Below are 25,922 nucleotides of genomic sequence, written 5' to 3'. Positions count from 1 at the left end.
GCGCCAATTGCGGACTTCGTGCTTTCGCTGTTACCATAACTTTTCGCTCAGTATCGGCAGTGGGCACTGTGACATGCTCGCAATCCCGGCCCGGAGTGAGTCGATCACGTAGAGGAGGGTGAAACTTCCTTACCGTTCAAAATCATGGAGCAACCTATGTCCGAGAATTCCGAGCTGGTTGAAGACCTAGTCGGCGCGATCATCAATTCTGACCAAATCGAGCAGCAGAATTGGGAGACGTTTTCGCTGGTGATTGCTTTCCAGGACGACAGGGTAAGCGAAACCTACGGCTATTCCTACGATGTTGAGGGAGAGTGGGAAGCCATTTCGGTTCGGCCACGTTTGGTCAACGCGGAAGCAGGCTCATACAGAGAGTGGCTGAAGCAGGAAAATGACAAGGCTGTTATCAAGATGCTCATTCAGTTCAATCGAGTGAGCAACAGGTTTAACGTCGATTTCGAGTATGAAAATCACGCACGCTGGAGCGTAACGCCTTCAAACCTGAACGAAATCACCAAGGAACTTCATCCGCAGCTATGAGTATCGGTTTGGCCAGCAGCCAAACCTTAGGACGTACGCGTGTTAAAGGCCAGACGCGTTCTGTGTCCAAGACACGGTCGTGATCCGACAATCGATGAAACCAAATAGACGAAAAAATCACGTTCTGAACTTTGACCGTCAAAATTTGCCCTAATGCAGTTTCGGAATATGGAGCAATTATGTCTGAGAACATGGAATATATGGGCGCAATCGCCAAGGCTATATTCAACTCCCAAGAAATGCAGCGGCTAGACTGGACGCAGGCATCAATCGTCTTTGAAGTAGACGACGATGGTTATCTCACCGGCACGTATGGTTATGCCTATGGTACATCCGGCAAACCCAACGCAGTGGCACCAGACATAGACGACGTCGAAGCGCCAGTCTTGGCCTATCGCGAGTGGCTACTTCAGGAGGGTGATAAGGGTTTCATAAAGTTGCTTTTCCAGTTCGACAGAGTGAATTCGAAGGTAAACGCCGATTTTGAGTACGAAAACCCCGCACGCTGGAGTGTCACCCCGGCAAATATCGACAGGATCATGGACGAACTGGCCCCCAAGTTCGGGGATTGATATGCAAGCCGGCGTTTCAGACTTCTCGCCTTCAAACGCGGGCCTTAGGCAATGACCTCTTTGGGCCAAATGCCGCCATGTCGCTGAGGCGCCAACAGGAGACATTGCGGCAATGAAAAAATAGCTTTATCTCGCGTTGTACAGAGTGAACCAAGAGGACGATTTTGAAAGACACTCTCGTTTACGTGGCTGGAGCGTTCATCGTTCTGTTTATCATTTTCTTGGCAACGAGCCCCTTTGCATTGATCTTTCACGCTATGATCGCTTTCACCAAGCGCAGGATCGGTAGTGTAGCAGCGACCGCCTTGTACGGCACTGAAGTGATTGGGGTATATCTTTGGTTTAGATGGATTATCGACCCGATTAATGCGGGCTTTGATGCCAACCTTTATGATGGCCCTGTCGGCTTCGGGGCGGGTATGTTTGGGGGCTTCATCATGATCTTTGCCGGAATGCTGGTGATACTTAACGGCATTGGCCTATGTCGACTATCCCGAAAGGCCCCGCAACGCCGATGAAATGGAAGTAGTTGTCTGCAAAGGGCCAAATGCAGACGCGAGTACTGTCATATATTGAGGAAGACTTATCGCTGGGGCGCATGGCGATGCGTCAGAGATCCAGCATCATGCTTTGGGCTTTCAGGGCTGCTTGCACGAGATCACGATCGCCGACAGATGCGCCGCCCGGTGTAACCAGCACATCCACCCGCCGCGGCGATGCGGCCTTTTTTGTTGGATTAATACGACTGCGCGGCTGTTACCCACATAGAGCGCCGCTTTCTGAAAACATCGCTGACGCCCAAAACTTTGCCTTACGGAACCCTTTCAACAATCGCGCATTTTACATCACGATATATTCAATCGATATTGCATGGGGGCTTATATTGGGTGAGATTGCCGATACAAATCATCTGACGATTACGGATGTTACCGTCATCGAAGATTCCAAATTGAAGAAGGCCATCACTGCTGCTGCTCTGGGCAATGCGATGGAGTGGTTCGACTTCGGCGTTTACGGCTTCGTAGCCGCCACTGTGGGAAAAGTCTTCTTTCCCGATGCTTCTCCGGCGGTTCAGACGATAGCTGCTCTCGCGACATTTTCCGTGCCGTTTCTGGTCCGCCCGCTGGGCGGCCTTTTTTTCGGCGCGATGGGCGACAAATTTGGCCGTCAGAAGGTTCTTTCACTGACAATCGTCATCATGGCGATTAGCACGTACTGCATTGGTATCATTCCCGGATATGCAACGATTGGCATATGGGCACCCATTCTGCTTCTGTTGTGCAAACTCGCGCAGGGCTTTTCCGTTGGTGGCGAATATACGGGGGCTGCGATCTTCGTAGCCGAATACTCTCCAGATCGCCGTCGTGGCTTTCTTGGAAGCTGGCTTGATTTCGGGTCCATCGCTGGTTTCGTGCTTGGCGCCGGACTGGTCGTTGTGCTCAGCGCTATCATGAGTGAGGCGGACTTCCTGTCCTGGGGCTGGCGTATTCCGTTCTTCCTTGCTGCGCCGCTTGGCCTAATCGGGCTTTATCTGCGCCATGCTGCCGAGGAAACGCCTGCCTTTACCGAGCGTCTCAAGCAAACGGAAGCAGAAGACAAGGATTCGCTGAAGGAGCGGCCAACAGTTCCTTTTGCGGAGATCTTCAGGGAACATCCACGTTCCCTGTTGATCTGCATCGGTATGGTCCTGGTCACCAATGTGACCTACTACATGCTGCTGACCTATATGCCCACATATCTCTCCAAGACGCTGGGATATACCGAGGATCATGGGGCGCTGATTATCATTGCCGTGATGGTCGGCATGCTGTTCGTGCAGCCACTCGTCGGTTTCCTGAGCGACCGCATCGGCAGACGTCCGTTTCTTGCCATTGGCAGCACCATCGTCCTGACCTTGTCGCTTCCAGCCTTTCACCTCATCGCGGGCGGCAATGTTATCGGCATCTTCTTCGGTCTATTGATCCTCGCTATCGGCCTGAATTGCCTCGTAGGCATTATGGCTGCCACGCTGCCGTCGCTGTTTCCCGCACGTATTCGCTACAGCGCTCTGGCAATTTCGTTCAATATCTCGATCATCGTTGCAGGCCTGACGCCCACGGTGGCCGCGTGGTTGGTGGAAGCGACCGAAAACATCTACATGCCGGCCTATTATCTGATGATCGCCGCATTGGTTGGACTGGTGACGACGTTGTTTCTGAAAGAGACCGCCAATCGACCTCTCTACGGTGACACCCCCAATGCATCCAGCCGTAAAGAAGCCAAGGCAATTCTTGCCGAGCACTATCTCCACATCGAAGAAAGCGTCGACAAGATCGACGAGGCGATGGGCGAGTTGAAAGAGCAAATGGATTTGCTCCAGCAGAAACGCGACAGGCTCGTGGGTCAACATCCCGAACTGACTTGAAGTGTCGACCTTAACGAAGCGTGATGGCCAAACACTCCGTACCGGCAGCGATCTCGGATGCGTGCGGTGGTCGGATGATGAGGCAATCCGAACTGGCCATGATCTTCATCATCGAAGAATCCTGCTTTGTGAAGGCTTCGACAACCGGCAGGCCGCCTTCATGGCCGATGATGCGTGCGCGCAAATAATCCTGCCGCTGGTCGTTGGTTTTCAGTGCGGTGGCAGTCTTAACTTTGATTTCTCGGGATGTGATGGAACGGTGGCTGAGTTTTTGGATGAGGGGTTCCAGAAACAGCAGGCTGCAGACGAGGCTGGCAACAGGGTTGCCGGGCAGGCCCAGCACCTGCATCTCGCCGATGGAGCCAACCATCAGCGGTTTGCCGGGGCGCATGGCGATGCGCCAGAAATCCAACTCCATGCCTTGGGCTTTCAGTGCCGCTTGCACGAGGTCATGATCACCGACCGAGGCGCCGCCCAGCGTGACGAGGACGTCAGCTTTCGCAGCGATGGCTTTTTCTACAGCCGCGCGGATCAGGTCCTCGTTATCGGCGACGATCCCCAGATCGAGGATATCGGCCCCGGCTTTGCGGGCAAGTGTCGCAACGCCGAAGGTGTTGGAGGCGATGATCTGGGCGGGGTTAGGGGTGCCGCCGGGCGGGATCAGTTCGTCGCCCGTCGCCAGAATGGCGATGAGCGGTTTGCGATAGACGCAAAGCTCCGCATGGTTCATGGCGGCAGCAAGGGTGATGTCTGCGAAGGTGAGTTCCGTTCCGGCCTTGAGCCCCGTTTCGCCTTCAAGAAAATCCTGCCCGCGCGGGCGTATGTGTCTGCCTTCGGCGACTTCGAATGTCGTGCGGATTGTGCCGCCTTCGAGCTTTTCCGCGTCTTCCTGAATGAGAACCGTATCGGCATCCTCGGGCAAAGGCGCACCGGTGAAAATCCGCACGGCCTGACCTTCACCGACGCGACCCTCGAACGCATGGCCCGCAGCAGATTCGCCGATGACGGTGAGGATGGAGCCGATCTGCGGGGCGTCGATGGCCCTCAGCGCGTAACCATCCATGGCCGACGCGTGGAAGGGTGGTTGGGTGAGGCGTGCCTGAAGGTCCTGCGCCAGCACACGTTGGTCCGCCTGGTCCAGTCGTACGGTTTCGACCGACATGACGGGCCTGGCTGCAGCCAGCAACCGCGTCTGAGCTTCCGCAACGGGCAGGAGGGGTTTCATGGCGTTTCCTCTTCCTGTGGCCGTAAGGGGGATGCGTCGCATGCCCACCGGACCCATTCAATGTTTTAGTCTTGTGCCTTGAAGTGCCCGGATTTTCCGCCGGTCTTTTCCAGAAGACGGATGGAGCCGATTTCCATGCCCTTGTCGGCGGCTTTCGCCATATCGTAGATGGTCAGGCAGGCGATGGAAACAGCGGTGAGCGCTTCCATTTCGACGCCCGTCTTGCCGAAAAGCTTGACGGTGGCCTGAACGCGCAGACCGGGCAAGGCTTCGTCTTCGGTTATATCGACGGCGACTTTCGTCAGCATCAGCGGATGGCAGAGCGGAATGAGGTTGGAGGTCTGCTTGGCGGCCATGATGCCGGCCAGACGGGCCGTGCCGATGACATCGCCCTTCTTGGCATTGCCTTCACGGATCAGCGCCAGCGTTTCCGGCTTCATTTTCACGAAGCCTTCCGCCACCGCAACGCGCGTCGTCTCAGTCTTGTCACCGACATCGACCATATGCGCCTCGCCGGACGCGCCGATATGGGTGAGTTTCGGGTCAGCGCTCATTCGGCAGCCAGAATGTCACTGCGGCCCGTCAGCAAGGTGCGTGTGGCGGATGTCACGTCATCCTTGCGCATCAGGCTTTCACCCACAAGGAAGGTGGTGATGGCCGACTTTTGAAGCCGAATGCAATCCTCAAAGGTGAAGATGCCGCTTTCACCCACCAGCAATTTGTCTGCAGGAACCATCGCCGCCAGACGCTCGCTGACATCGAGGCTGACCTCGAAGGTGCGCAGGTTGCGATTGTTGATGCCGAGCAGTGGGGAGGCGAGCTTCAGCGCGCGTTCAGTCTCTTCTTCGTCATGCACTTCAACCAGAACATCCATGCCCAGCGAAAACGCTTCGTCCTCCAGACGCTTGGCCTCATCGTCGGAAAGCGACGCCATGATAAGAAGAATGCAATCGGCACCCCAGGCACGGGCTTCATGGACCTGATAGGTCTCAAACATGAAATCCTTGCGCAGCGCTGGCAGGGCGCAGGCCTCGCGGGCCGCAGTCAGGAATTCGGGCGCACCCTGAAAGCTCGGCGTATCCGTCAATACGGAAAGGCAGGCAGCACCGCCGGCCTCATAGGCTTTTGCCAGCGCTGGCGGATCGAAATCCGGGCGGATGAGGCCCTTGGAAGGGCTGGCCTTCTTGATTTCAGCGATAAGCCCGAATGCGCCATCCGCCTGTTTGCGCTTCAGCGCATTGTAAAAGCCGCGCGGCGCAGTCTGGTCGGCAGCCATGGCTTTCAGATCATCCAGCGAAACCTTTGCCTTGGCAGCAGCGATTTCTTCGCGCTTGTAGGCTTCGATTTTTTTCAGAATGTCGCTCATGGCTTTGCCTTACTCTTCGTTCGAAACCGCAATCAGCCTGTCGAGGGCTGCTGCTGCTCTGCCTTCGTCCAGCGAGGCACTTGCGATTTTCATGCCGTCTGCCAGCGTCTGCGCCTTGCCAGCCACCACGAGAGAAGCCGCAGCATTGCAAAGCGATACGTCGCGGTAAGCGTTCTTTCGCCCGCTCAGGACGTCGCGCAAGGCGGCCGCATTGGCAACGCCATCGCCGCCCTTGAGATCATCGATGCTGGCGGTATCGACACCAAAATCCTTTGGCGTCAGATCGAAGCTTCTGATCTTGCCACCTTCCAGCGCGGCCACATGGGTCGTGCCTGTGGTGGTGATTTCGTCCAGCCCATCACCGTGAACGACCCAGACACTTTCCGAGCCCAGATCGCGCAGCACTTCTGCCAGCGGCACCAGCCAGTGCGGGGCAAATACGCCGAGCAACTGCTTCTTGGCGCCAGCCGGGTTGGACAGAGGGCCGAGCAGATTGAAGATGGTGCGCGTGCCAAGCTCAACCCGGCTGGGATTGACGTGGCGCATGGAGGAATGGTGACGCTGGGCAAACATGAAGCCAAGACCGGCTTCGCTCACGCAGCGGCTGATCAGGCCCGGCTCAATATCCAATTTCACGCCCAGAACGGAGAGCGCATCTGCCGTGCCGGATTTTGAGCTGAGGGCGCGGTTGCCGTGCTTGGCAACCGGTACGCCTGCGCCCGCCACGATGATGGAGGCGAGCGTGGAGATGTTGTAGGTACCTAGCCCATCGCCACCGGTGCCAACGATATCGATCGCGTCAGCGGGCGCGGTGACGGGAAGCATGCGCGAGCGCATGGAAGAAACGGCACCGACGATTTCGTCCACCGTTTCACCGCGCACCCGCAAAGCCATGAGGAACGCGCCGATCTGCGAAGGCGTCGCTTCGCCAGACATCAGAATGTCGAAGGCCTGACGGGCATCATCCCGGTTCAGGCTTTCGCCATTGGCCACCTTCGCAATCAGCGGCTTCAAGTCAGCCATGTCGTCACGTCCCCCGAATTGCGGCTTAGAATGCTGTCATGGCCTGGTCTGCGACAGCCTGATTGATGGTGACACCATAATCATTCTGAAGACGGTTGACCATCTGGTCGAGCATGTCATCGCCGGCGGCGGTTGCCATGGCAGTCAGCTGCTGGTCGTTGTTATCAAGCGCGTCGGATGGCGAGTTGGTGACATCCGTGACCTTGAACAGAACGCGGCTGGAGCCTTCCGTATCCGGTGCTGTACCGACAAGGCCGTTTGCGCCCGCAAAGACGGCGGCCACTGCCTGCTGGCCCAGCAATGCGTCTTCGCTGGTGCGGCGGAGGCCCATCTTGGTTTCCACGGCAAGGCCCATCTCGCCAGCAATTGCGGCCAGCGTTTCGCCCTTTTCAACGCGTGCCTTCAGTTCGTCGGCCTTAGTGGCCAGCGCCGTGCGCTGCTGTTCGGCAGTCCAGTCGGCTACGACCTGATCCTTGACTTCGTTCAGTGTGCGGTCACGCGGCGCAGTGATCTGCTGCAGGTCGAACCAGACGTAACCGTCACGGCCGATATTGACGGCAGGCGCATCGCCTCCCTGATCGGCCTTGAAGACTTCCGTCACGAGGGCAGGGGTCGGCAGACCCTCGACAGGCTTGCCCTTGTCGTCTTCGCCATTGGCGTCGATTGCTTCGACCGTCACCGGCTTGAGCTTGAGCTGTGTCGCTGCATCCGCGAGCGAAGAGCCGCCGCCACGCAGATCTTCGTAACGGTCGTGAACATTGTTCAGCTCTTCGGCAGCATTGGCCGTGGCGAGATTGATGCGAATCTCTTCCTTCGCCTCATCCAGCGTCTTCATGCTTTCGTTCTTGATGCCTGTTACACGCAGAATGACCGGGCCAAAGGCACCGTCAACGACAGGAGACACGCCGCCATCCTTCTGGATTGCGAAGGCTGCTTCGGCGACGGACTGGTCGGGAACCGTGTCCTTGGTGAATTCGCCCAGCGTCACGTCGGCAGGCTGCTTGCCCTGATCCTTCACGACCTGATCGTAAGTTGTGGTTCCCGCGCGAATCTGCGTCGCAGCGGCTTGCGCCATTTCCTTGTCGGAGAATGTCAGCTGCTCGATTGTGCGACGTCCGGCGGTCCGGAAGTTATCCTTGTGACCTTCGTAATAGTCGGCAATCTGCTGGTCGGTGATTGCGGCCTGATCGGCAATGTCGGAAGGCTCAAGCTTCACATAGGTGAACTTGCGATATTCTGGCGCACGGTAATTGGCCTTGTTCTTTTCGAACCATGCCGCCAGCACATCGTCACCCGGTGCCTTGACCGGATCGATATTGGCGTTGGACAGCAGGATATATTCGATTGAGCGCTGTTCATCGCGATAGTGCTTCAGCGCATCGACCAGAACCTGCGGCGGCTTGAAGCCGTCGGAAATGGCATCCACGATCTGGCCGCGCACGGCAACCTTGCTGCGCTCCTTCACGTAATCATCTTCGTTGAAGCCTGCGCCGCGCAGGCGCTGGCTGAAGAGACTGCGGTCGAACTGGCCGTTCGGAGATTTGAATGCCGGGTCTTCGGCAATGAGGGTCGCGAGACGATCTTCGGAGAGGCCGAGGTTCATCTTCGAGGCCAGTTCGTCTAGCGCTGCACCTGCAGCAAGCTGGCTGAACACCTGACGGTCGATACCGAATGCCTTGGCCTGTTCCGTGGTCAGACGCGTGCCGAACTGGCGGCCGACATCTGCCATCTGGCGCTGATAGGCAAAACGGAATTCATTGGGCGTGACCGTCTGGTCGCCCACCGTCATGACGGCATGCGAATTTGTCGACACCAGAGATGCGGAAACGCCCCACACGCCGAAGGACACGACGAGGAGAAGAAGAAGAATCTTTGCCGCCAAAGTTCGAGAAGCATTTCTCAGGGAATCGAGCATCGTTATGCAAACCTCACAATATTCGCCCGTTACGCCGGGTCTATGGGGCTTCCTTAAATCAATCCTCTTTGGAATTGAAGGCTAAATTCCGCGTAAAGGCGTGCTTCTTCAAACGATGGCGTGAGCAATTGCGCCAGTGGGAGTAATTGTGCGCACGATGCGAAACGCCAGACACCAAAAAGCCGCCTGACGGGCAGGCGGCTTTCAAACGTCGAATATGGTATCGAACCTTCAGGGTCTCGCGGTCAGAACGCCTTACTGCGTTCCATCAACGCTTTGAAATCCTCATCTTCCTTACGAGACTCCGTCACCACCGAGATAACGGATGCCACAAACATTACGCTGATCAAGGCTGCTAGCAGTGTCAAGAATGTAAGCATGGCATAACTCCAGAAGTGATGAGTATTTCACTCCCGCTGGATCAATAATAATTCATATACTGAGAGCGGGCAGTAAGCTGCGGAAATTCAGGGCCGTTCTGTTCTGGCTTCTGACCATAGAGGCTGAACGTTGTTGCTACCATCGCGATAACCAACATTGTCCAGGCTGTGCTGATCACGCCGATTTTCGCCGAAGTAGACTGTTTTTCTCTGATAAACATGTGTCCGTTCCTTTACTGCGATCTGAACGCGTGACAGCTGATCCAGTTCCGCGTTATTGTTAAAAATCGATTAGCATCGCGCCTCTGAAGCTTTGTTGAATGCTTCGTTCATCTGGCGTTCAGGAAATCGGCAGTTCACGTCAATCCATGAAGACATATTCAACGACGAAGGATGTCGCGATTGTCAGGATCATCATAAATACCAGCATTTCCGTCTCCGACTGGGCCGAGTGCCCGTTTGCGATGCGATGAGACGTTTATAGAGATATGCTTTGAAGCCGCGCTGAATGGCGCGTTCATGTGGTGTTCAGTGTAATCTTGAGGCTGCGCGGCGAAAAGCCTGCCACGCCGAGGTCTTGCGAACCTCTGTCTTACATGACAAAAGGCGGCACAACTAACGTTAAATATCGAGAGCGGTATGACGATTGCCTTTTATCCCGGATCTTTCGATCCGATGACCAACGGACACTTGGATGTTTTGATCCAGTCCCTGAACGTTGCGTCGGAAGTCATCGTCGCTATCGGCATTCATCCCGGCAAAGCGCCAATGTTCAGCTTCGAGGAAAGGGCAGAACTCATTCGCCGTTCTTTGACCGAAGCAGTGCCGGATGCCGTTGATCGTCTTCGTGTCGTTTCTTTCGGCAATCTTGTCGTAGACGCCGCCCGCGAGCATGGCGCGACTCTTCTGGTGCGCGGCCTGCGTGATGGAACCGATCTGGATTATGAAATGCAGATGGCGGGCATGAACAGGCAGATGGCGCCTGACATCCAGACCGTTTTTCTACCAGCCGGAACGGCATCGCGGCCCATTACCGCCACATTGGTTCGTCAGATCGCCGCAATGGGCGGTAATGTGGAGACTTTCGTGCCGAAAGCCGTTTTGCAAGCCCTCAACAGCAAGCTGAAACAATAGTTTCGGCGATTATTCTGGAGCCTATTCCAATGAAACTGCTTCGATTTGCCTTTGCTGGCGCCCTGTTCGTCAGCGCCATCGCCGCCAGCACCTTTGCTTCGGCTGCGGAATTCCTCACGATCCAGCTGAAAGACGGCCCAGTCGTCATCCAGCTTATGCCGGAAGTTGCGCCCAAGCACGTTGCGCAGATCAAGGCGCTGGCTGAAAAGGGTGCCTACGACAACGTCGCTTTCCACCGCGTCATTCCCGGCTTCATGGCCCAGACGGGTGATGTGCAGTACGGCAATATGAGCAAGTCGTTCAATGCTCAGCGCGCAGGCACTGGTGGTTCCGACCTGCCTGATCTGCCAGCCGAGTTTTCCAAGACACCGTTCGAGCGTGGCACTGTTGGCATGGCCCGTTCGCAGGACCCGAATTCCGCCAACTCGCAGTTCTTCATCATGTTCGATCAGGGCTCGTTCCTGAACGGCCAGTATACCGTCGTCGGCAAGGTCGTGTCCGGCATGGAATTTGTCGACAAGATCAAGAAGGGCAAGGGCGGCAACGGCGAAGTTTCCGATCCTGACCGCATGGTCAAAGTCACCGTTGGCAAGAAATAAAACCGGGCGCATGCCCACGTAAAAGGAGAGATACCATGGCCGAGATCAAAGATCCCGAAAACACCCTCATCATGGAAACAACGACTGGTAAGGTCGTCATCCAGCTTATGCCCGAAGTGGCTCCGGGCCACGTTGCCCGCATCAAGGAACTGGTTTCCGAACAGGCTTACGACGGCGTTGTTTTCCACCGCGTCATCTCCGATTTCATGGCGCAGACCGGCGACGTGAAGTTCGGCAAGAAGGGTTCTGAAAGCTTCAACCCAAGCCGCGCTGGCATGGGCGGTTCCGAGAAGCCTGACCTTCAGGCAGAGTTTTCCGCTATTCCGCACGTTCGCGGCACCTGCTCCATGGCCCGTTCGCAGAGCCCGAATTCTGCCAACTCGCAGTTCTTCATCTGCTTTACAGACAGCCCATGGCTGAACAAGCAGTACACCGTCTGGGGCCAGGTCATCGAAGGCATGGAAGCCATCGATAAGGTCAAGCGCGGCGAGCCTGTGAAGGACCCCGATTCCATCGTCTCGATCCGCCTTGCTTCTGCGGCCTGATCGTCGGATATAGACACTTGGCCCGCCTCGCAGGTTCTGCGGGGCGGGTTTTGATTGGGTGACATAGGTATCAAGCCTATCCGCCGTCATCCTCGGGCTTGACCCGAGGATCTAACCACGTCTGACGTTGTGGATCGTTAGATCCTCGGGTCAAGCCCGAGGATGACGGCGAGTGTAGAGAGAGGGCCTTGTCACTCAAATTACCCGCCCCACATGAGAATGGAGGGCGGGTTTGATGTTTTTCGAAAGCCCATCATGCGTGTAGACCTGTTCGACTTCGACCTTCCTGACGATAACATCGCGCTTCGCCCGGCGAACCCGCGCGATAGTGCGCGTCTGCTCGTGGTCGAGCCGAATGCAGGCAGCATGACGGACCATCAGGTTTTTGATCTCCCAAGCTTTCTGAAGCCCGGCGACGCTCTGGTGTTCAACGACACACGTGTCATTCCCGCCCAGCTCGAAGGTGTGCGGCTGCGCGAAGGTGCGCCAGAGACGGCGGTGTCCGCCACGCTGCATATGCGCGCAGATGCCAGCCGCTGGAAGGCATTCGCGCGTCCCGGCAAGCGCATCAAGCAGGGCGACCGCATCCGCTTCGGTTACGAGCGTGACAATGCCTGCGGCTTGGCTTTCCTTGAGGCGACCGTCGAAGAGAAGGGCGATGAGGGCGAAATCACGCTTCTGTTCGACGTCTCCGGCCCCGTGCTGGACGAGGCCATCGCGTCCGTTGGCCACATCCCGCTTCCGCCCTATATCGCCGCCAAGCGTCCCGAAGACGCGCAGGACCAGACCGATTACCAGACAATCTACGCCCGCGAAAAAGGTGCCGTCGCAGCGCCCACCGCAGGCCTACACTTCACGCCCGCTCTGTTCGAAGCTCTGGATGCCGCCGGTATCGAGCGGCACTTTGTAACGCTGCATGTCGGCGCTGGCACGTTTCTGCCTGTAAAGGCTGATGACACCGAAGAGCACAAGATGCACCTCGAAATCGGCTATGTCTCAGAAGAGACAGCGGCCAAATTGAATGCGGTCAAGGCGAGGGGCGGGCGCATCGTCTGCGTCGGCACCACGTCGCTGCGGTTGATTGAAAGTGCGGCTGCCAATGATGGGCAGATCATGCCCTGGTCCGGCCCAACCGGCATCTTCATCACGCCGGGATATCGCTTCAAGGCGGTCGATATTCTGATGACCAATTTTCACCTGCCGAAATCCACGCTGTTCATGCTGGTTTCGGCTTTCTGCGGGCTGGAAACCATGCGCGACGCCTACACGCGCGCTATCGAAACCGGCTACCGTTTCTATTCCTATGGCGATTCCAGCCTCCTTTTTCGGAAGACCTGATGCACGAGAACTTCTCCTTCACCCTCAAAGCAACCAGCGGCGGCGCGCGTCTTGGCGAGGTGGCCATGCCACGCGGCACCATTCGCACACCCGCTTTCATGCCGGTCGGCACCGTCGGCACCGTCAAGGCCATGTATCTGGATCAGGTGCGTGACCTCGGCGCCGATGTCATTCTGGGCAACACCTACCACCTCATGCTGCGACCCGGCCCGGAGCGCGTGCAGCGTCTCGGCGGTCTGCATGAGCTGATCCGCTGGCCGCACCCCATCCTCACCGATAGCGGCGGCTTTCAGGTCATGTCGCTGTCTGGCTTGCGCAAGCTGGATGAGAAAGGCGTGACGTTCAAAAGCCATTTGGATGGCTCGCTGCACCACATGTCACCCGAACGCTCCATCGAAATTCAAGGCATGCTGGATTCCGATATCCAGATGCAGCTCGATGAATGCATTGCGCTGCCTGCGGAGCGTAAGGAAATCGAACGCGCCATGGAAATGTCGCTGCGCTGGGCGGAGCGTTGCCGCGTTCAATTTGGCGAGCAGCCGGGCAAAGCCATGTTCGGCATCGTGCAGGGCGGCGATCAGCCGGATTTGCGCATCCGCTCGGCGGAAGGCTTGAAGCAACTCGATCTCAAGGGTTACGCCGTCGGCGGTCTTGCCGTGGGCGAACCGCAAGAGGTGATGCTCGGCATGCTCGACATCACTCTGCCGGTCCTGCCGACTGAGAAGCCGCGCTATCTGATGGGCGTCGGAACTCCGGATGATATCCTGAAATCAGTGGCGCGCGGTATCGACATGTTCGATTGCGTCATGCCGACCCGTTCCGGTCGCCACGGTCTGGCCTTCACCCGCCGTGGCCGCGTCAACATCCGCAACGCCCGCCATGCGGAAGACATGCGCCCGCTGGACGAACAGTCCAACTGCCCTGCAAGCCGTGATTACTCCCGTGCCTATCTTCACCATCTCGCCCGCTCCAACGAGGCGCTGGGCGGCATGCTGCTCTCCTGGCACAATCTCGCCTATTATCAGGAACTGATGCAGGGCATCCGCAAATCCATCGAAGAAGGCCGGTTTGCGGATTTCTACGCCGAGACCATTGAAATGTGGGCGAAAGGCGATATCGATCCCATCTGACCTTTTGAGGGATTGAACGGATTTGCTGACCGCGCCTTATGTGCTTTTTCGCGATGATACGACCGGTTCGGTAACGCTGTTTACCGATCCGGAAGAGATGATCGTTGCGCATGAGGCGGTAGACTTCTTTCCCGCGTTGGCTCGAATGCAGGCGGCGCAGGCAGCGGGAAAATATCTCGCCGGTTATATGTCGTATGAGGCCGGATATCTCTTCGAGAAAAAGCTGGCGCCACTTGCTGGCGCAAAGCGCGATATGCCGCTGCTGTGCTTTGGCGTGTTCACGTCACCATGCGGTGATGTGGCGAACGCCGCGCCATCAGGCGCATTGATGAATGCCGATCATTTTCTGAGCGACCTCGCGCCCGGTTGGACGCTGGAAGACTACCGAGTGCAATTCTCAAAGCTGCATCAGCATCTGCGACAGGGTGATTGTTACCAGGCCAATCTCACAATGCCGATCGATGCCCGCTGGCAAGGCGATCCGCTGACCGCCTTCTGGTCGCTGATCGAGCGGCAGCCGGTGAAATACGGCGCGCTCGTCAATCTCGGTGGCCCGATAATCCTGTCCCGCTCGCCGGAGCTGTTTTTCTCGGTCAGCGATGGATGGATCGAAACGCACCCCATGAAGGGCACGATCAAGCGTGGCGCCTCGGTAGAGCAGGATGCCGCGCTGGTCGACGGCATGCTGAAAGATGAAAAGACGCTCGCCGAAAACCGCATGATCGTCGATCTGCTGCGTAACGATATTTCCCGCATTACCGAAGTCGGCACGTTGGATGTGCCGAAGCTGTTTGAAATCGAAACCTATCCCACCGTCCACCAGATGGTCAGCCATGTGCGGGCAAAGCTTTTGGCCGACATAACGGTGGAGGATATTTTCGCGGCACTTTTCCCCTGCGGCTCCGTCACCGGCGCACCGAAAATGCGGGCGATGGAAATTCTGCACGATCTGGAGATCGGACCCCGCAACGTCTATTGTGGCGCAATTGGCGTGATCTCACCTGATGGTGACATGCGATTCTCGGTTGCCATTCGCACTATCACGCTTTTTGAGGATGGCAGTGCGAGATTCAATGTCGGCGGCGGCATCGTGTTCGATTCGACTGCGGATGCTGAGTATGACGAATGTCTGCTGAAGGCGAAGTTCGCGACGGGTGAAAAGCGGCTGGTTTAGTTTATCGGCCTGAATGCGGTAAGCCGCCGATCGTCTCGGCGGCTTCTTTGGTTTTCAGCTCACTATCGGCTTAACGCGACAAGAGCGTCAGGGCAGTGGTCTTGTCCAGCACTGTGCGCGTAACGCCGCCGAACAGCATTTCCCACCAGCGGGAATGGCCGTAAGCGCCCATGACCAGCAGATCGATGCTGTTATCCGAGAGGCGCTGCTCGATTGCTTTCTCGGCTGACAAGCCATGCGCTTTTTCTTGCGAGGTGACGCTGACATTGATGCCGTGACGGGCGAGGGTGGAGGCGAGTTCTGAGCCCGCAATCGCACCGAACTGAACATCACTGTCTTCCGCACCGACAGAGAAAATCTCTACGCTATCTGCTGCCATCATGAAGGGCAGGGCATCGAAGGCGGCGCGGGTGGCCTCTCGCGAACCGTTCCACGCCACCAGCACCCGTTTGATGGGTTTGGGCTGCTGCAAGGTGTGTGGAACGAGAAGCACCGGGCGGCCGCTTTCATAGAGAAAATTGTCGAGTTCTGCACGGCTATCCGACATTGCCGAAGCACTGGTCTGCCGTGCCAGCACGATGTCGGAGCAGCGCGCGCTTTGAACGGCGGTGTTGGATGAATAACCAACGGAGGAAACGAAGCTGCGCCATTCGTGCGAAACGCCTTCGGCAGACATTTTCTGATCGAATATCCGCCCCACATCCGTGGTTTCCTGATGCGCGACTTCCTGAACCGCCTGTACGGTTGCCGGGTCTGGCATTTCCATGGGGGCGACGAGCGGAACCGCTGCAAATGTTTCCATGTGCAGTCCAATGACGTGTGAGGAGAATGTGTTTGCCAGAGAAACGGTAAAATCGCCCAACTTTCGGGCATTTTCCGCGGTGTCCATAACGGCAAGTATCGTCTTGTAACCCATGGTCGGGCTCCCTCATCATGGTGAAGCTGTGCAGCTTGGGAAATCTGCAATCCGCTTCCGTTTAGGCCCGCATTCTGCTGTCTTCAGCCTAGCAAGACCTTGATCACGATCAACGCGAACGCAACGCCGTTATCGCCTCATGTAAACGTTCGACGGCTGCAAGCGTTCAAACGGCGCGCGCTGCTTTCTCGCGGGTGATGGTCTCGATCATTGCGGTCACGTCCTGCGCTGCGGCGCTGAGGGCCGCTGCATCGCGGGCGCGAACGACGATCTCCGTTGAGAAACGCTGGCCGTCATATTTGGGGTAGGAGCCGATGCTCGTTTCGGGATGGGCCTTCTGAACGCCGGTCAAAAGCGTGCCGATATCACCTTCGCCATAGGGCGAGCGAACGGCCTGTGACAGGATTTTCGATCCGGTGCGGAGTGTGGGAATCACATTGTCGAGCATGGCCTGAAACACTTGCGGTACGCCCGCCATGACGTAGACATTCTCTACGATAAAGCCGGGTGCGACCGATACCGGGTTGGCTATGTGCTGCGCCCCACGCGGCATGCGGGCCATGCGCTTGCGGGCATCAGTAAATTCCATTTCCCGCACGCGGTACATATCGCCCAACAGGCGCATCGCTTCGTCATCATGTTCGCAGGGCAGACCGAAGGCTGCGGACACGGCATCGGCGGTGATATCGTCATGGGTAGGGCCAATCCCGCCCGACGTGAAGACATAGTCATAACGCTCACGCAGCGCATTCAGCGCCTCGATGATCGCCGGTTCCTCATCCGCGACGATTCTCACTTCCTTGAGATCTATGCCGGACATAGTCATGACATCGGCGAGGTGGCCGATGTTCTTATCCTTGGTGCGACCGGAAAGAAGCTCATCGCCAATGGCCAGCATGGCGGCGGTGACGATTGTGGAGGAAGACTGGGGTGCAGACATGCGCGTTACTCACAAGAGGCTATTGTCAGACGTTAGCGCCCCGCACGCCGAATGCAATAAGGTCTCTATCGAAAAACGCTGATGAACGAGGTCGTGAAGCACAAAAACAAAATGCGGCGCAAAGGCCGCATTTTTGCATCGTCATTTTAAATAACGTTGTCTGATAATCGCTTAGATATAGCAATTAAATGATAGGATTAACCATCATAAGGCAAGTTACAACCACAAAACCAAGTAGTGAAACTTCAAGCAGACTGTTGAGACCGTCACGCATCGCTTTACCCTCCATGTTCGTGGAAGAAGAACGTGCAAAACTTAACGGAGTTCCGTGACGCTGACATGAATTGTTAGGAATTCTATGGGCAGCAGACATGCCCGGCATTTGCACTCAGGTCACGACGAGTGCAAAAATCCAATGCCCGACAATGCTGATCAGCAGGCAGGCCAGAATAAGGATGAAAATGAACTTTTTCATTGAGAAGAGTGCCTCGGTATTTTTTGATTTTCGTCAACATCTTACCGACAAGGCGGTCGGTTTTTAAGATAGCAAAATCACCTGCGTCACTATGACTTTACGTCTAGACCAGCTTCAATCGCTGCATCGATGAAGGCCTTGCGTGCATCTTCAGGCTTTTTCTTACCAGCATCCACAGCCGCGAAGACGAGAAGCGCACGATCCAGCATCTCGCCATCCTCTTCCGGCCAATCCTCGATCAGCGCCCAGGACGCCGCCTGCGTCGATTCGATGCTCACATAAACGCCAGGCTCTTCCAACGCGATGAGAACCGGCTTTTTCCAAGGCGTCTGCATGGCTTTTCCCGTTGCTTCCAATACTGGACTGGCGTTTAGAAGGTTCGGGGTGGCTGTTCAATGTCTATCTGCATGCTACCGGCATTATGTTGCCAGCCTAGTCATCCCGACCAAGGAACGACCAGTCCCTGATGATACGGCGGTCGATGATTTTCAGCGAACGATCCGGCTGGATCTGATACGTCTCGACCACGCGGTCATCGAAGCGGCGGAAATTATGGGTAAACGTGCTGCCGATGGGCGATTTCGTCAACTTCGTTCGCGGCTGCCCGCCATAGGTAATGCTGCCGGGTATCGGCTCCAGGCTGTAGGACGAGATAGACGTGGCCGTAAATCCGCCAGCCGTACAACCGCCAAGCCCCAACGCCAGTCCTGCACTCACTAAAGCAACGGTCAATCTCATGGCGCTCTCCCGGAAAGTCTGTTGGGTTGCATATCGCAACACTACTCTTGTGTCGCGGTAAACTGCAAAAGCCGATTGATGTTCCGAGGAGGAGATGTAATTGGGAAGCGCGGTCCCTTCCGTCAGTCACGCCATTAATAGAATGACTTTAAGGAACTGCTGTAAAACTTTGAAGTTTCGGTGATTTTTGTTGGAGGCCTCGCCCGGAATTGAACCGGGGTACAAGGATTTGCAGTCCTCTGCGTCACCACTCCGCCACGAGGCCTCACGGGCTTGTATCGCTCAAGCCATGGCGGGGATTTAGAACGAATCCATTTTCCACGCAATAGGGTAGGTTTGAAAAAGCCCAAGAAGTTTTGTGGAAAAGCCGCATGTCCTTTTTGAGGGGGCGATGCGGCTTTCACGGGGACGTTAGATACGGCCGAGGAGGACCAAAATCAGCACGATAACGAGAACAAGGCCGAGACCGCCTGAAAGACCATACCCGTAATTATGGTAACCCCAGTTTGGCAAAGCGCCGATCAGGAACAGAACGAGCAGGATGATGAGGATTGTGCCGAGCATGCTGGCCTCCGAAGGTTGTTGAGCGTTTCCAGTCCTTTATCAATGATTAGGCGGATAAAAAGTTCCCGCTTTTGGAGTGTTTTGCGCAATCTGGATGCTAAAATCTGCGATGAAAGTCACAACCTGCCTTTTTCCACCCTCTGCGGTGCGCTTGTGCTTGAAAGCCAACGCGCAGGCAATTAAGACGGTAGCCAACGGTGGTCTGAATTTCAGGCTGCTTTCGAGCTTGTATTTGAGGCGAACACGACATGATGGATTTCGAAACCGCACGCGGCAAGATGGTAGACAGCCAGTTGCGCACGACCGATGTGACCTCGCATTCGGTGCTGAAGGCCTTTCTTGCGGTGCCGCGGGAAGAGTTCGTGCCCGCTGGTGTGAAGCAGATTGCTTATGCGGATGAGGATTTGCAGATCTGTCCGGCCAAGGATGGACTTGGTCCTCGCTACGTAATGAAGGCATCGCCACTGGCCAAGCTGTTGCAGCTGGCAGCCATCACCAAGGATGATGTCGTTCTCGAAATCGGCGGCGGTCTGGGTTACGTTTCGGCGGTCCTTTCGCAGCTGGCCGGTTCGGTCGTTTCGCTGGAATCGGATGAAGAGCTGAGCGCAGCGGCCACGGCAACGCTGTCGTCGCTCGGTTTCGATAATGTCGCGACCGTCACTGGCGCGCTGGATAAGGGTTATGCCGCAGAGGCGCCTTACGACCTCATCTTCATCAACGGCTCTGTGGAAGACGTGCCTGCGGCTCTTCTCGATCAGCTTGGTGATGGTGGCCGTCTCATCGCCGTCGTCGGTTACGGCAACTCTGCCAAGGCAACCGTTTACCGCCGCGATGGCAAGGGCACATCGTCCACCTCGTTCTTCAATGCTTCGGTCAAGCCGGTTCCCGGTTTTGCCAAGGCGCGCGACTTCGTTTTCTGATCAAGACGACAGTTTTAAATCGATGTTGAGGTGCCGGGCCGGCGAGGGTCCGGCATTTCTGTTTTTCAGCCGCGCGAAATAAAGCTGTGTAACAAGCGACTTACTGCCGTCAGGTGGATTCATTTCTACCCATGGGTGCCCTACACTAAAGGTGATTCGGAGTGCGTATTTTGCTCCGTTCCGTCTTGAACGTGAAAACCGGGGATAAAAATGGCTCAGCCAAGTGTAGCGCGCGAACCATCCATGGAAGAAATTCTGGCATCCATTCGCAGGATCATCGAAAGCAATGAGCCTGCGTCATCAGATGCTTTTTCGGCGCCGTTGCCTCCGGTTTATGATGAGGAAGAGGATGGGGATTCGTCCTTCTCCGCAGAGCTTGCCAGCCCGCCTGCACATGTGCCGCCAGCCGCAAACCAGGGTTACGGCGCGCGCCAGCCCGAGCCATCCTTTGCGGAACGGCCTGATATGACCGGTGCAGATTCGGCGGAAAAGACCATGTCGCTGGCAGATGTCGCGGCCCGAGTACGCGCTGCTGCGGATCGCAATGCATCGCTTGGCCCTCAGGGCTACGCCGCCCAGCGTCTGGTAGAGCCAGCCCCGGTTTCGCAGCCACCGTTCCAGCAAGAGCGGGCAGCCGCTGCATCCATTCGCCCGACCGACATGCGCCCGCTGCTGAATGCAACGCAGGCCCCGGTTCGCCAGCAGCCGGAACCCGCGCCGGTTTTCACGCGCCCGGTCGTTGCCGCGCCGGAACCACAGCCTTTGCCGGCTTGGGAAAACATGGCCCTTCGCGGTGCCGTTGAGCCTGAGCAGCCTGCGCCAGCCCCGGCACCTGTCCAGCCGGAAGTCATGATAGAACAGCCCGTTACCGAACAGCCGGTAGCAGCCGAGCCGCAGCACCGTCAGCCTGAACAAACTGGCCTTTCGCTTAACCTCATTTCCGCTGCCGCAGGTGCGCAGATCGCGCAGTCCTTCGGCGAACTCGCTGAAATGTTCGATGGCGTGGAGCGTCCTTCCGTCGAGCAGATGGCACAGGATATGCTGCGCCCGATGCTGAAGGATTGGCTGGAAGACAACCTTCCCACGCTGGTCGAGCGGCTGGTGCGCGAGGAAATCGAGCGCGTTGCGCGCGGCCCGCGCCGCTGATTACAGCAGACAAGCCAACGCAAAGCCGCTCCAGAACCCGGGGCGGCTTTTTTGTTTGTTAGCCTTTGCCGTTGAAAACGCCACTTTCTGTTGACTCTGCACCGCCCATCCTTATTTAAAAAATCAAACATATGGCGCATTGCGATCCCAAGGATTCGTGGTGCACTGTAGATTCCTTGTATTGTCGTATGTCGTTTCCGCAAAACCGCTGCAAATTTGCGCGACATACTCCAGAACTCTAAAATTCAGGTCCGTAAATGCTCGAAAAGACCTACGATTCCGCATCCGTAGAACCAAAAATCGCCAAAGCCTGGGATGAGGCCAACGCGTTTCGCGCTGGCGCGAACGCCAAGCCGGGCGCGGAAACGTTCACAATCGTGATACCGCCGCCGAATGTGACCGGCTCTCTCCACATGGGACACGCGCTCAACAACACGCTTCAGGACATCATGGTCCGGTTTGAGCGTATGCGCGGCAAGGACGTGCTGTGGCAGCCGGGTATGGACCATGCCGGTATCGCAACGCAGATGGTGGTCGAGCGCAAGTTGATGGAAAATCAGCTACCGGGCCGCCGCGACATGGGCCGTGAAGCCTTCATCGAGAAAGTCTGGCAGTGGAAGGAGGAGTCCGGCGGGTTGATCTTCAACCAGTTGAAGCGCCTTGGCGCATCCTGCGACTGGTCTCGCGAACGCTTTACGATGGACGAGGGGCTTTCCCAAGCCGTTCTGGAAGTCTTCGTCACGCTCTACAAGGAAGGCCTGATCTACAAGGACATGCGCCTTGTAAACTGGGACCCCAAGCTGCTGACAGCGATTTCCGACATGGAAGTCGAGCAGCTGGAAGTGAAGGGCAACCTCTGGCACTTCCGCTATCCCTTGGAAAAGGGCGTTACCTACGAATACCCAATCGCATTCGATGAAGAGGGCAAGGCCACCGAATTCGAAACCCGCGATTACATCGTCGTTGCCACTACGCGCCCGGAAACCATGCTGGGTGATACCGGCATTGCGGTGAACCCGGATGATGAGCGTTACAAGTCCATCGTTGGCAAGCACGTTATTCTGCCGATCGTAGGCCGTAAGATTCCAATCGTTGCCGATGATTATGCCGATCCGACGGCGGGTACCGGCGCGGTCAAGATCACGCCTGCGCATGATTTCAACGACTTCGAAGTCGGCAAGCGTGCAGGTCTTCGTGCTATCAATATTCTCAACATCGACGCCACCATCACCATCAAGGAGAACGAAGAGTTCCTCGAAGGACTGGATCATCCAGCCGCCCTGCATGGAGCATGGGATCGCCTCGAAGGTCAGGATCGTTTCACGGCCCGCAAGATCATTGTCGAGATATTCGAAGAAGCGGGTCTGCTGGACAAGATCGAGCCGCACAAGCACATGGTGCCGCATGGCGACCGTGGTGGCGTGCCAATCGAGCCGCGCATGACCGATCAATGGTGGGTGGATAACAAGACGCTTGCCAAGCCAGCCATCGAATCCGTTCGCGAAGGCCGCACCAATTTCGTGCCGAAGAACTGGGAAAACACATACTTCCAGTGGATGGAAAATATCCAGCCATGGTGCATTTCGCGCCAGCTCTGGTGGGGTCACCAGATCCCGGCATGGTATGGTCCGGATGGCCAGGTCTTTGTCGAAAAAACCGAGGAAGAGGCGCTTCAGGCCGCAATCCAGCACTATATTTCCCATGAAGGTCCGTGGAAGGCCTGGGTTGAGGAGAAGCTGGAAAACTTCAAGCCGGGTGAAATTCTGACCCGTGATGAAGACGTTCTGGACACATGGTTCTCGTCCGCACTGTGGCCGTTCTCCACGCTCGGCTGGCCAGAAAAGACGCCGGAACTGGCGCGCTATTATCCGACCAACGTGCTGGTCACCGGCTTTGACATCATCCCGTTCTGGGTTGTCCGCATGATGCAGATGGGTCTGCATTTCATGAAGGACGATGCCGGCAACCCGGTCGAGCCGTTCCATACGGTCTATATCCATGCGCTGGTCCGCGACAAGAACGGCCAGAAGATGTCGAAGTCCAAGGGCAACGTCATCGATCCGCTCGAACTGATCGACGAGTATGGTGCAGATGCGCTCCGCTTCACGCTGGCCATCATGGCGGCGCAGGGACGTGACGTGAAACTGGACCCGGCCCGCATCGCCGGTTACCGCAACTTCGGCACCAAGCTGTGGAATGCGACGCGTTTTGCCGAGATGAACGGCGTCAAGCGCGACCCGCATTTCCTGCCGGAAGCAACGACACAGACGATCAACCGCTGGATTTTGACCGAACTTGCCAATGCGGCAAAGGACGTCACATCGGCCATCGAGAACTACCGTTTCAACGATGCGGCAAGCGCGCTGTATCGCTTCGTCTGGAATCAGGTCTGCGACTGGTATCTGGAACTGCTGAAGCCCGTTTTCAGCGGCGAAGACGAGGTCGCCAAAAAGGAAGCGCAGGCTTGCGCTGCCTATGTTCTGGAAGAAATCTACAAGCTGCTGCATCCGTTCATGCCATTCATGACGGAAGAACTGTGGGAGCATTCGGCAGGTGAGGGCGAAAGCCGCAAGGACCTGCTGTGCCACACGGATTGGCCAACACCTGAGTTCCGCGATGATGCTGCTGCTGCCGAAATCAACTGGCTGGTCGATCTCGTCTCCGGCATTCGCTCGACCCGCTCGGAAATGAACGTTCCACCGGGCGCCACTGCACCGCTGGTCATCGTTGCCGCAAACCCGACCACTGAAATGCGTCTGGACCGTCACTCGGCAGCCATCCGTCGTCTGGCCCGCGCAGATGAAATTCTGGCCGCTGATGTCGCACCGAAGGGTTCGGCACAGCTGGTGCTGGGTGAGGCGACCGTTTGCATTCCGCTCGGTAACCTCATTGATATTGCGGCTGAAAAGGCTCGTCTCGAAAAGGCGATTGGGAAAGCAGAAAGCGAACTGGAACGCATCGACAAGAAGCTGTCGAACGAGAAATTCGTGTCCAATGCCGACCCGGAAGTCGTGGCCGCCGACCGCGACCGTAAGGCGGAGCTGGAAGTCCAGATCAAGAGCCTCAAAGTCGCGCTTCAGCGGGTCAACGAAGCAGGCTAATCAAAGCGTAGCTCAACAAAAGCCGCCCTTCAGTCGAGGGGCGGCTTTTTTGTATCTGCTATGGAATGTCGGGGCGGCAGAGCACAGAATCACTTAGTCCTTTCTCCCTAATCACGAAGATGGTTTAGGCGGGTCCACCTCAAGCGGGCAAAATCACGGCTTTTGCGTGTGAAAATTGTGGATGTGGTCATGGGGTCACACCTGCGCGCGCAATTGACATATCATTCTATTTTGAAACGTATTAATCCAAAATCATTAGAATAATCATCCAAATCGAAACGATGAGACCATGTTGATCAGCATCTTACGTAAAAATTTTTCGCACTGCAAAAAAGACCCGACCCTAAGCGGCAGATTGTGTTTTGTTTCAAAGCCCTGCACGTTCACCGTCACGACATTGCCTTGATTGGGGAGAGAGATGGCAACACAAAATCGTATTATTAGTGGCGCTTTGGGCCTTGCTGTCGGTATCACATCGATGACACCTGCTTTTGCGGGTGGTTTGGAGCGAGGTGGATATAATATTGACTTGCTTTTTGATAGTTCAAGATTCGCAGCTGAATCGACGGCAACGTTTGTTGCGCCTCAGCGAAAACTGAAAAATGTTGTTGATACAGATCCGACTAATGGTCTCGGATCTAACGGAATCAACGGCGGCACGACTACCGCGAATGACAGCGAGAACTATTGGGTGCCGCGGGTTGGGCTAAAGGCTGGCTTTGGTGATGCTGCGGATTGTATGGTAGATTATTCTCAGCCGTGGGGAGCGCACACTAAACCCGGCGCAAATTGGCGTGGCGCTAACGAAAATATCGAAACGAAAGTTAAGAGCGATAATTACGCGCTTACCTGCTCTTACAGATTCGACGCTGGCCCTGGCCAAATTCGTGTTATCGGCGGTGGATTTTATCAGGAATTGTCAGGCTTCAAAGAGCGTCTCGTGGCGCCTGCCGGAGCGCTAGGTGTGGTTGGAACGGGCGTAGGTCGGCTGGATTTGAAAGGCGATGGATGGGGTTGGCGCGCTGGTCTCGCTTACGAGATTCCAGAGTATGCCCTTAGAGCAAGTCTCGTTTATAACAGTGCTGTAAAGTTGGACGACATCACTGGAACGCTAAACCTTTCGCAAGTCAACGGCGCGGTTTTCCCCGTTCATGGCTCGCAGGATATGCCGGACTCGTTAGAGTTTAAGTTCCAGACTGGTATTGCTCCAGATTGGTTGGCTCTCGGATCGATCAAATGGACTGACTGGAGCCAATTTTCGTCTATTCCGTTTTGTTTGACGAGTGTGTCAGCTTGTACATCTGGCACTCAGGTTACGTCGCTCGATTTGGGTTATCGCGATGGTTGGACCGTCTCCGGCGGTATTGGTCACAAATTCAACGACCAGTGGAGTGGTGCCATGACGGTGACTTGGGATCGTGGGACGTCGCAAGGCTTCGGTACGCAGACAGATACTTGGACACTCGGTGCTGGCTTGCAACATGCAGTGACAGAAAACATTGAATTGCGTCTTGCGGGAGCAATTGGCGTTTTGACGAGTGGTAGTTCACGTCAGACTGTTATGAATGGCGTTACCTTAGGAAATGGAGTGTCTTACGACTTCGGTAACGACATTGTCGCAGCCGTCTCCACCTCTCTCAAAGTCAAGTTCTGAGTTCGCCCAAAACCCAAATCCAACCCGGCCTCTCGTGGCCGGGTTTTTTGTTGCCCATCCGCAATATTGTGACGATTTGGCAACATATTTCTGCAACCTTCACGTAGCGTAAGAATGCGGGCT

25 protein-coding genes and 1 tRNA gene are annotated in these 25,922 nt (G+C 56.2%); 14 read left to right on the top strand and 12 right to left on the bottom strand.

Features of this window, described 5'->3' with window-relative positions; all coding sequences use genetic code 11:
* The first annotated feature begins 156 nt into the window (after positions 1 to 156).
* The 4 genes from ABUK73_RS02180 to proP all read left to right on the top strand — a co-directional run bounded on the left by ABUK73_RS02180 (position 157) and on the right by proP (position 3,516).
* Positions 157 to 540: a hypothetical protein gene (locus ABUK73_RS02180; protein WP_353575831.1), complete on the top strand. Its 384-nt coding sequence runs from the start codon at positions 157 to 159 to the stop codon at positions 538 to 540.
* A gap of 179 nt (positions 541 to 719) precedes the next feature.
* Entirely contained in the window at positions 720 to 1,112 is a 393-nt protein-coding gene (locus ABUK73_RS02175) for a hypothetical protein (RefSeq protein ID WP_353575830.1), read from the top strand.
* 164 nt (positions 1,113 to 1,276) lie between these two features.
* Complete coding sequence (locus ABUK73_RS02170; protein WP_353575829.1) at positions 1,277 to 1,630, top strand: hypothetical protein; 354 nt, start codon at positions 1,277 to 1,279, stop codon at positions 1,628 to 1,630.
* Between the two features lie 365 nt (positions 1,631 to 1,995).
* Positions 1,996 to 3,516 carry a glycine betaine/L-proline transporter ProP gene (gene proP, locus ABUK73_RS02165; RefSeq protein ID WP_454892309.1) on the top strand — a complete coding sequence of 507 codons (1,521 nt, stop codon included), beginning with the start codon at positions 1,996 to 1,998 and terminating at the stop codon, positions 3,514 to 3,516.
* Positions 3,517 to 3,526: 10 nt separating this feature from the next.
* Here the strand turns inward: proP and ABUK73_RS02160 are convergent, their stop codons facing one another.
* From ABUK73_RS02160 to ABUK73_RS02135, 6 genes are all read right to left on the bottom strand, one after another.
* Positions 3,527 to 4,741 (bottom strand): molybdopterin molybdotransferase MoeA, encoded by a 1,215-nt coding sequence (locus ABUK73_RS02160; RefSeq protein ID WP_353575828.1) that lies wholly within the window; start codon positions 4,739 to 4,741, stop codon positions 3,527 to 3,529.
* Between the two features lie 65 nt (positions 4,742 to 4,806).
* Entirely contained in the window at positions 4,807 to 5,295 is a 489-nt protein-coding gene (gene moaC, locus ABUK73_RS02155; RefSeq protein WP_353575827.1) for a cyclic pyranopterin monophosphate synthase MoaC, read from the bottom strand.
* Positions 5,292 to 6,107: an indole-3-glycerol phosphate synthase TrpC gene (trpC, locus tag ABUK73_RS02150; RefSeq protein ID WP_353575826.1), complete on the bottom strand. Its 816-nt coding sequence runs from the start codon at positions 6,105 to 6,107 to the stop codon at positions 5,292 to 5,294. Before trpC ends, moaC begins: the two co-directional genes overlap by 4 nt.
* 9 nt (positions 6,108 to 6,116) lie before the next feature.
* Positions 6,117 to 7,130 carry an anthranilate phosphoribosyltransferase gene (gene trpD / locus ABUK73_RS02145; RefSeq protein WP_353575825.1) on the bottom strand — a complete coding sequence of 338 codons (1,014 nt, stop codon included), beginning with the start codon at positions 7,128 to 7,130 and terminating at the stop codon, positions 6,117 to 6,119.
* A 25-nt stretch (positions 7,131 to 7,155) separates the two neighbouring features.
* The gene (locus ABUK73_RS02140; protein WP_353575824.1) at positions 7,156 to 9,045 is read right to left on the bottom strand and encodes a peptidylprolyl isomerase; all 1,890 of its coding nucleotides are present in this window, start codon (positions 9,043 to 9,045) and stop codon (positions 7,156 to 7,158) included.
* A gap of 421 nt (positions 9,046 to 9,466) precedes the next feature.
* Positions 9,467 to 9,646 carry a hypothetical protein gene (locus ABUK73_RS02135; RefSeq protein ID WP_113088116.1) on the bottom strand — a complete coding sequence of 60 codons (180 nt, stop codon included), beginning with the start codon at positions 9,644 to 9,646 and terminating at the stop codon, positions 9,467 to 9,469.
* A 418-nt stretch (positions 9,647 to 10,064) separates the two neighbouring features.
* Here ABUK73_RS02135 and coaD point away from each other — a divergent pair, with 418 nt between their 5' ends.
* The 6 genes from coaD (at position 10,065) to ABUK73_RS02105 (ending at position 15,345) form a co-directional block, all read left to right on the top strand.
* Positions 10,065 to 10,559 carry a pantetheine-phosphate adenylyltransferase gene (gene coaD, locus ABUK73_RS02130; RefSeq protein ID WP_353575823.1) on the top strand — a complete coding sequence of 165 codons (495 nt, stop codon included), beginning with the start codon at positions 10,065 to 10,067 and terminating at the stop codon, positions 10,557 to 10,559.
* Between the two features lie 29 nt (positions 10,560 to 10,588).
* The gene (locus ABUK73_RS02125) at positions 10,589 to 11,158 is read left to right on the top strand and encodes a peptidylprolyl isomerase (RefSeq protein WP_045230545.1); all 570 of its coding nucleotides are present in this window, start codon (positions 10,589 to 10,591) and stop codon (positions 11,156 to 11,158) included.
* Positions 11,159 to 11,193: 35 nt separating this feature from the next.
* Entirely contained in the window at positions 11,194 to 11,703 is a 510-nt protein-coding gene (locus tag ABUK73_RS02120) for a peptidylprolyl isomerase (RefSeq protein WP_062449175.1), read from the top strand.
* A 255-nt stretch (positions 11,704 to 11,958) separates the two neighbouring features.
* The gene (gene queA / locus ABUK73_RS02115; RefSeq protein WP_353575822.1) at positions 11,959 to 13,041 is read left to right on the top strand and encodes a tRNA preQ1(34) S-adenosylmethionine ribosyltransferase-isomerase QueA; all 1,083 of its coding nucleotides are present in this window, start codon (positions 11,959 to 11,961) and stop codon (positions 13,039 to 13,041) included.
* Positions 13,041 to 14,171, top strand: coding sequence for a tRNA guanosine(34) transglycosylase Tgt (gene tgt / locus ABUK73_RS02110; RefSeq protein ID WP_353575821.1), 1,131 nt, complete (start codon positions 13,041 to 13,043; stop codon positions 14,169 to 14,171). Before queA ends, tgt begins: the two co-directional genes overlap by 1 nt.
* 22 nt (positions 14,172 to 14,193) lie before the next feature.
* Positions 14,194 to 15,345 carry an aminodeoxychorismate synthase component I gene (locus ABUK73_RS02105; RefSeq protein WP_353575820.1) on the top strand — a complete coding sequence of 384 codons (1,152 nt, stop codon included), beginning with the start codon at positions 14,194 to 14,196 and terminating at the stop codon, positions 15,343 to 15,345.
* Between the two features lie 70 nt (positions 15,346 to 15,415).
* Here ABUK73_RS02105 and ABUK73_RS02100 read toward each other — a convergent pair whose 3' ends face one another.
* The 6 genes from ABUK73_RS02100 to ABUK73_RS02075 all read right to left on the bottom strand — a co-directional run bounded on the left by ABUK73_RS02100 (position 15,416) and on the right by ABUK73_RS02075 (position 18,978).
* Positions 15,416 to 16,261 carry a universal stress protein gene (locus ABUK73_RS02100; RefSeq protein WP_353575819.1) on the bottom strand — a complete coding sequence of 282 codons (846 nt, stop codon included), beginning with the start codon at positions 16,259 to 16,261 and terminating at the stop codon, positions 15,416 to 15,418.
* Between the two features lie 166 nt (positions 16,262 to 16,427).
* Positions 16,428 to 17,201, bottom strand: a complete 774-nt coding sequence (locus ABUK73_RS02095; RefSeq protein ID WP_353575818.1) for a competence/damage-inducible protein A — start codon at positions 17,199 to 17,201, stop codon at positions 16,428 to 16,430.
* A 564-nt stretch (positions 17,202 to 17,765) separates the two neighbouring features.
* Positions 17,766 to 18,011 (bottom strand): DUF982 domain-containing protein, encoded by a 246-nt coding sequence (locus ABUK73_RS02090; RefSeq protein WP_113088125.1) that lies wholly within the window; start codon positions 18,009 to 18,011, stop codon positions 17,766 to 17,768.
* 97 nt (positions 18,012 to 18,108) lie between these two features.
* Complete coding sequence (locus ABUK73_RS02085) at positions 18,109 to 18,414, bottom strand: hypothetical protein (RefSeq protein WP_353575817.1); 306 nt, start codon at positions 18,412 to 18,414, stop codon at positions 18,109 to 18,111.
* 191 nt (positions 18,415 to 18,605) lie between these two features.
* Positions 18,606 to 18,679: transfer RNA gene (locus ABUK73_RS02080), tRNA-Cys, on the bottom strand.
* Between the two features lie 146 nt (positions 18,680 to 18,825).
* Positions 18,826 to 18,978 (bottom strand): DUF3309 family protein, encoded by a 153-nt coding sequence (locus tag ABUK73_RS02075; protein ID WP_082469772.1) that lies wholly within the window; start codon positions 18,976 to 18,978, stop codon positions 18,826 to 18,828.
* Positions 18,979 to 19,226: 248 nt separating this feature from the next.
* On the opposite strand from ABUK73_RS02075, the gene ABUK73_RS02070 reads away from it, so the two are divergent.
* The 4 genes from ABUK73_RS02070 (at position 19,227) to ABUK73_RS02055 (ending at position 25,799) form a co-directional block, all read left to right on the top strand.
* Positions 19,227 to 19,898, top strand: a complete 672-nt coding sequence (locus ABUK73_RS02070; protein ID WP_353575816.1) for a protein-L-isoaspartate O-methyltransferase family protein — start codon at positions 19,227 to 19,229, stop codon at positions 19,896 to 19,898.
* A gap of 210 nt (positions 19,899 to 20,108) precedes the next feature.
* A complete protein-coding gene (locus ABUK73_RS02065) occupies positions 20,109 to 21,044 on the top strand; it encodes a DUF2497 domain-containing protein (RefSeq protein ID WP_353575815.1) in 936 nt (311 codons plus the stop codon).
* A 257-nt stretch (positions 21,045 to 21,301) separates the two neighbouring features.
* A complete protein-coding gene (locus ABUK73_RS02060; RefSeq protein ID WP_353575814.1) occupies positions 21,302 to 24,145 on the top strand; it encodes a valine--tRNA ligase in 2,844 nt (947 codons plus the stop codon).
* Positions 24,146 to 24,563: 418 nt separating this feature from the next.
* Entirely contained in the window at positions 24,564 to 25,799 is a 1,236-nt protein-coding gene (locus ABUK73_RS02055) for an OmpP1/FadL family transporter (protein WP_353575813.1), read from the top strand.
* Positions 25,800 to 25,922 lie beyond the last annotated feature (123 nt).

The sequence above is a fragment of the Agrobacterium vacciniicorymbosi genome, from assembly GCF_040427045.1.
Taxonomy (GTDB): domain Bacteria; phylum Pseudomonadota; class Alphaproteobacteria; order Rhizobiales; family Rhizobiaceae; genus Agrobacterium.
The sequence above is the reverse complement of the archived record's forward strand: the minus strand, read 5'-3'. Positions and strand labels throughout refer to the sequence as shown.

What these genes read in the sequence shown, in the direction of transcription:
- ABUK73_RS02085 (WP_353575817.1), bottom strand. Translation starts at nt 18,414, where the DNA reads ATGAGATTGACCGTTGCTTTAGTGAGTGCAGGACTGGCGTTGGGGCTT.
- trpC (WP_353575826.1), bottom strand. Translation starts at nt 6,107, where the DNA reads ATGAGCGACATTCTGAAAAAAATCGAAGCCTACAAGCGCGAAGAAATC.
- ABUK73_RS02135 (WP_113088116.1), bottom strand. Translation starts at nt 9,646, where the DNA reads ATGTTTATCAGAGAAAAACAGTCTACTTCGGCGAAAATCGGCGTGATC.
- ABUK73_RS02055 (WP_353575813.1), top strand. Translation starts at nt 24,564, where the DNA reads ATGGCAACACAAAATCGTATTATTAGTGGCGCTTTGGGCCTTGCTGTC.
- ABUK73_RS02065 (WP_353575815.1), top strand. Translation starts at nt 20,109, where the DNA reads ATGGCTCAGCCAAGTGTAGCGCGCGAACCATCCATGGAAGAAATTCTG.
- ABUK73_RS02100 (WP_353575819.1), bottom strand. Translation starts at nt 16,261, where the DNA reads ATGGGTTACAAGACGATACTTGCCGTTATGGACACCGCGGAAAATGCC.
- ABUK73_RS02140 (WP_353575824.1), bottom strand. Translation starts at nt 9,045, where the DNA reads ATGCTCGATTCCCTGAGAAATGCTTCTCGAACTTTGGCGGCAAAGATT.
- ABUK73_RS02160 (WP_353575828.1), bottom strand. Translation starts at nt 4,741, where the DNA reads ATGAAACCCCTCCTGCCCGTTGCGGAAGCTCAGACGCGGTTGCTGGCT.
- ABUK73_RS02075 (WP_082469772.1), bottom strand. Translation starts at nt 18,978, where the DNA reads ATGCTCGGCACAATCCTCATCATCCTGCTCGTTCTGTTCCTGATCGGC.
- trpD (WP_353575825.1), bottom strand. Translation starts at nt 7,130, where the DNA reads ATGGCTGACTTGAAGCCGCTGATTGCGAAGGTGGCCAATGGCGAAAGC.
- ABUK73_RS02120 (WP_062449175.1), top strand. Translation starts at nt 11,194, where the DNA reads ATGGCCGAGATCAAAGATCCCGAAAACACCCTCATCATGGAAACAACG.
- ABUK73_RS02180 (WP_353575831.1), top strand. Translation starts at nt 157, where the DNA reads ATGTCCGAGAATTCCGAGCTGGTTGAAGACCTAGTCGGCGCGATCATC.
- ABUK73_RS02175 (WP_353575830.1), top strand. Translation starts at nt 720, where the DNA reads ATGTCTGAGAACATGGAATATATGGGCGCAATCGCCAAGGCTATATTC.
- ABUK73_RS02070 (WP_353575816.1), top strand. Translation starts at nt 19,227, where the DNA reads ATGATGGATTTCGAAACCGCACGCGGCAAGATGGTAGACAGCCAGTTG.
- moaC (WP_353575827.1), bottom strand. Translation starts at nt 5,295, where the DNA reads ATGAGCGCTGACCCGAAACTCACCCATATCGGCGCGTCCGGCGAGGCG.
- ABUK73_RS02095 (WP_353575818.1), bottom strand. Translation starts at nt 17,201, where the DNA reads ATGTCTGCACCCCAGTCTTCCTCCACAATCGTCACCGCCGCCATGCTG.
- ABUK73_RS02060 (WP_353575814.1), top strand. Translation starts at nt 21,302, where the DNA reads ATGCTCGAAAAGACCTACGATTCCGCATCCGTAGAACCAAAAATCGCC.
- queA (WP_353575822.1), top strand. Translation starts at nt 11,959, where the DNA reads ATGCGTGTAGACCTGTTCGACTTCGACCTTCCTGACGATAACATCGCG.
- tgt (WP_353575821.1), top strand. Translation starts at nt 13,041, where the DNA reads ATGCACGAGAACTTCTCCTTCACCCTCAAAGCAACCAGCGGCGGCGCG.
- coaD (WP_353575823.1), top strand. Translation starts at nt 10,065, where the DNA reads ATGACGATTGCCTTTTATCCCGGATCTTTCGATCCGATGACCAACGGA.
- ABUK73_RS02090 (WP_113088125.1), bottom strand. Translation starts at nt 18,011, where the DNA reads ATGCAGACGCCTTGGAAAAAGCCGGTTCTCATCGCGTTGGAAGAGCCT.
- ABUK73_RS02125 (WP_045230545.1), top strand. Translation starts at nt 10,589, where the DNA reads ATGAAACTGCTTCGATTTGCCTTTGCTGGCGCCCTGTTCGTCAGCGCC.